The organism is Streptomyces sp. AA1529 (genome assembly GCF_000280905.1).
Classification (GTDB): domain Bacteria; phylum Actinomycetota; class Actinomycetes; order Streptomycetales; family Streptomycetaceae; genus Streptomyces.
On sequence record NZ_ALAP01000027.1, the window covers coordinates 1 to 3,428 of the forward strand.

The window sequence follows — 3,428 nt, forward strand, 5'->3', positions numbered from 1 at the left end:
CTGACTTCATCCAGGGCAACGCCCCCAGCGTCTCCCACCCCAACGCCTGGGCGGTCCAGTCGCTGCGTGGCCAGGCCAAGGCGTACGCCATGTGCGTCACCGGCGCCCCGACGCCCACCGTCGTCGCCTCCAAGTGGTCCGACCCCGGCAAAGTGGTCGCCGCGACCTGCTCAGGCAACCAGAAGATGATCGGCGGGGGCTATTGGTCGCAGCCGGCCACCAACGGCGTCGGGCAGAACATGGACGAGATCACGGTCAACGCTCCCTACGAGGGCTACCCGAACACCTGGATGGCCGGTATGCAATCCGGCCTAGCCCTGGCCTTCGCCATGTGCGTCGACTAGGCAGTTTCGTTTGGATCAGTCGGTCATTGGTCCCGGTGTGCCGTTGACTGACTCGCAGTGGGCGCGGATCGAGCCGTTACTCCCGGACCGGACACCGAAGCGGGGTGGCCGGTGGCGGGATCACCGTGAGGTGATCGATGCGATCGCCTACAAGTTCCAGACGGGTACGCAGTGGATGTACCTGCCGGAGAAATACGGCAACTGGCGGGGCGTCTACAACCGGCTGCGGGTGTGGGCGGTCGACGGCACCTGGGAACGCGTGTTCACCGCGCTATTGGCCCAGGCCGACGAGGAGGGCGACCTCGACTGGGTGGTGTCGGTGGACTCCACGATCGTTCGCGTTCCCAGCACGCTGCTGGGGCCCGCGGGGAGGGGCCCCAGCAGGCGAGCCGGCCGACCACGCCATCGGCCGGTCCCGCGGAGGGGCTGACCACCAAGATCCGCCTTGCGGCCGACGGCCGCTGCCGCCCGTTGGTATTCGTCCTGACCGGAGGGCAGGCCGACGATGCACCAGCCTTCCCCCAGGTGATGGCGCGCTTGCGCGTCCCCCGCCGTCGGGGCAGGCCCCGCGCCCCTCCTGACGTGGTCCTGGCGGACAAGGCGTATGCGTCCCGCTCGATCCGCGAGCACCTGCGCAGCCGTCGTATTCGAGCAGTTATCCCGTCCCGGGCGGATCAGAACTCGCACCGACTGCCGCGCGGCAGTCGAGGTGGACGCCCTCTCGCCTTCGACCGCGAGGCTTACAAGCAGCGCAACACCGTCGAGCGGTGCATCAACCGCCTCAAGCAGTGGCGGGGGATCGCCACCCGCTACGAGAAGACGGCGACCGTCTACCTGGCCGGTCTCCACATCGCGGGGATCTTCCTCTGGTCCGCCCGCTGATTCAAATGAATCGTCGTAGGCTAGGCATCCGCGAACCAGGAGCGGCCCTGGGCCCAGCGGGTCACCCACCCCAAGAAACCGGGCGTGCCCGGCATCAGGCAGGTATCCGGCCGAGTACCGAAGGGTATCGCGCCGTTCTCGTCGATCAGCCAGACGTGACCGCGTTGCGGACCGGTGACGACCAGGTGCCAGTACATGCCGCAGCCGTCGGTGCCCAACAACACTGAGCCGTGGTCGTATACGGGGGCTATCAGGTCTTCGAACTCCTGCTCAGACATGGCCGCCTCGTCGCCCTCCGCCTCCCACATCCATGCCGCCGTGAGAGGAAAAGGTTCGGCAATTAGGCGCTCGGGGCGGCCCGAACCCCAGTCCTGGGGCGTTTGCGCGAGGGGCAGCAGACCGTAGTAGGGCGGTCCCGCGCGCAGTCCGTCGCAGACCTCCGCCACGAATGTTCGGTACGGCTCCGGAAGCAGGACGCCGTGTTCCGCCTCGAAGGACCGCACCGCATCCGAGCCGATTGGCGGCAGCGCCTCGGGACGGGACGCGAAGATCTCGCGGAGGGTGGCCAACTCGGCTGGGTCACAGACTTCCGTACTCATGCCGGTCATCATTCAAGATCCGAAAGAGACGGCCTAGTGCCGCATCGGGCGACGTCTGCCGTGTCGACGATGGTGTGCAGGCACCGCACAGGGCTGGGCGGCTCAGCCGGATTCTGCGAGCAGGTGGACGACGCCGGCCGGGTTCTTGATCCAGTGGGTTCTGGATTCGAGGTTGTGCAGTGGTTCGACCTCGTCACACGGGCGGATGCCGGTGCCGGCCAGTGCGGCAGTCGCCGCGTCCAGGTCATCGGTGTGGAGCTGCAACCACAGGTCGGGCCGACTGTAGTTGTCGACGCGGTCGAGCCACAGTGTGTTGGGGCCGAACCGCACCGAATGCGTTCTTGAGACGGTCGGAGCGTAGGAAACGTCCTCTTCTCTGACGTCGAAGCCCAGGGTGTCGCGGTAGAAGACCACGGTGGCCTCGTACTGCGCCTTGGGGATCTTCATGGCGATGTTCAGGCCGGCGGTGAACTCGGGCTGGCTCATTGTCAGGTGGCTCCTCGGTCGGGTGTCGGGGTGGCGGTGGCGCCCAGTGCGCGTTCCAGCGCGGACAGCCGGTCATCCCATCTGTTGGCGAGCGTGGCCAGCCACAGCTGGGCCGCGCGGATGGGTGCTGGTTCCAACCGGTAGGGGCGGCGTCGGCCGACCGGTTCGGCGGAGCTGATCAGACCCGCTTCGGCGAGCTGATCGAGGTGCTTGGCCACTGCCTGTCGGCTGATCGGCAGCCGCCGGGCCAGCTCGGTGCCGGTTGCGGGTCCGGCGCGGGCGAGCTCGTCCAGCAGCGCCCGCCGGGTCGGATCGGTGAGCGCCGCGAACACCGCGACGGCCTGCTCCTGTGCATCAGGCCGCCGCATCGAGGTAGGTCTCCAGGTCGCCGAGTTCCGCTGCCCAGCCCTGGCTGTTGGCCTGGTGGGCGGACCGGGCAACGTGGTCGGCGGCCTGGGCGAACCCGCTCTCCACCAGACGCAGCCGGGTCCCCTCCGCTACGGGCTCCAGGGTGAAGGTCACCAGCGTCAGGGGCGCGTCGTCTCCCGGCCAGCCCTCGACCGGCCACCTGAACGCCAAACGGTGTGGTGGATCGACGATCGTGATCGTGGCGACGGATTCTGCGTCGAGGTCGTCCCAGCGGAAATACGCTCGGCCGCCGGGCCGCAGATCGATCTCGGCCACCGAGCCGAACCATTGCGAAAGGCCTTCGGCGGTGGTCAGCGCGGCCCACACCCGTTCGGCGGGGTGCCGCAGCACCGTCTCGCGTTCGATCCTGTCCGGAACCACACCCATGCTCCTTCGCAACCTTTGAGTTGCCATAGTGATGGCAACCTAATGGTTGCGATGAGGATCCCGCAAGCCCCGCTCGGAACGCGCGATCGCCTGCACGACCTGCCAACCGTCCGCCGTGACTCATCCACCCGGCTCGAGCCGCGACCCACCTGGCACGACGACCTGCGGCCGACCGGCTCCACCCCTCGATGCCCGGCTCCGCGGCCCTGGCCACCTTCTGACGGGTGCCGGTATCGCGCTCGATGTCCAGCGGGCGCCCGGCCGAGCCTGGCGTACGGCCGTCCGGCGCATCCGGGCACGGGAACCCTCGTCGCCGCCCAGC

At 68.4% G+C, this 3,428-nt stretch carries 5 protein-coding genes and 1 pseudogene; 2 read left to right on the forward strand and 4 right to left on the reverse strand.

Features of this window, described 5'->3' with window-relative positions; genetic code table 11:
* Both A949_RS0108080 and A949_RS36260 read left to right on the forward strand, forming a co-directional pair.
* Positions 1-344 (forward strand): annotated as a pseudogene (locus A949_RS0108080) (hypothetical protein); the annotation flags it as partial.
* Between the two features lie 25 nt (positions 345-369).
* A protein-coding gene (locus tag A949_RS36260; protein WP_106428767.1) for an IS5 family transposase occupies positions 370-1,226 on the forward strand; the annotation gives its coding sequence in 2 pieces (ribosomal slippage) (positions 370-688 and positions 688-1,226; 858 coding nt in all).
* A 20-nt stretch (positions 1,227-1,246) separates the two neighbouring features.
* On the opposite strand, the gene A949_RS0108095 is transcribed toward A949_RS36260, so the two are convergent.
* The 4 genes from A949_RS0108095 to A949_RS0108110 all read right to left on the reverse strand — a co-directional run bounded on the left by A949_RS0108095 (position 1,247) and on the right by A949_RS0108110 (position 3,106).
* Positions 1,247-1,837: an SMI1/KNR4 family protein gene (locus A949_RS0108095; protein WP_019355503.1), complete on the reverse strand. Its 591-nt coding sequence runs from the start codon at positions 1,835-1,837 to the stop codon at positions 1,247-1,249.
* Between the two features lie 90 nt (positions 1,838-1,927).
* Entirely contained in the window at positions 1,928-2,311 is a 384-nt protein-coding gene (locus A949_RS0108100) for a VOC family protein (RefSeq protein ID WP_019355504.1), read from the reverse strand.
* A 2-nt stretch (positions 2,312-2,313) separates the two neighbouring features.
* Positions 2,314-2,679, reverse strand: coding sequence for an ArsR/SmtB family transcription factor (locus A949_RS0108105; RefSeq protein ID WP_019355505.1), 366 nt, complete (start codon positions 2,677-2,679; stop codon positions 2,314-2,316).
* Positions 2,666-3,106, reverse strand: a complete 441-nt coding sequence (locus A949_RS0108110; RefSeq protein WP_019355506.1) for an SRPBCC domain-containing protein — start codon at positions 3,104-3,106, stop codon at positions 2,666-2,668. Before A949_RS0108110 ends, A949_RS0108105 begins: the two co-directional genes overlap by 14 nt.
* Positions 3,107-3,428: the final 322 nt, after the last annotated feature.

Excerpts from the sequence above, each read along its gene's own strand:
- A949_RS0108110 (WP_019355506.1), bottom strand. The coding sequence starts at position 3,106 with ATGGGTGTGGTTCCGGACAGGATCGAACGCGAGACGGTGCTGCGGCAC.
- A949_RS0108105 (WP_019355505.1), bottom strand. The coding sequence starts at position 2,679 with ATGCGGCGGCCTGATGCACAGGAGCAGGCCGTCGCGGTGTTCGCGGCG.
- A949_RS0108095 (WP_019355503.1), bottom strand. The coding sequence starts at position 1,837 with ATGATGACCGGCATGAGTACGGAAGTCTGTGACCCAGCCGAGTTGGCC.
- A949_RS0108100 (WP_019355504.1), bottom strand. The coding sequence starts at position 2,311 with ATGAGCCAGCCCGAGTTCACCGCCGGCCTGAACATCGCCATGAAGATC.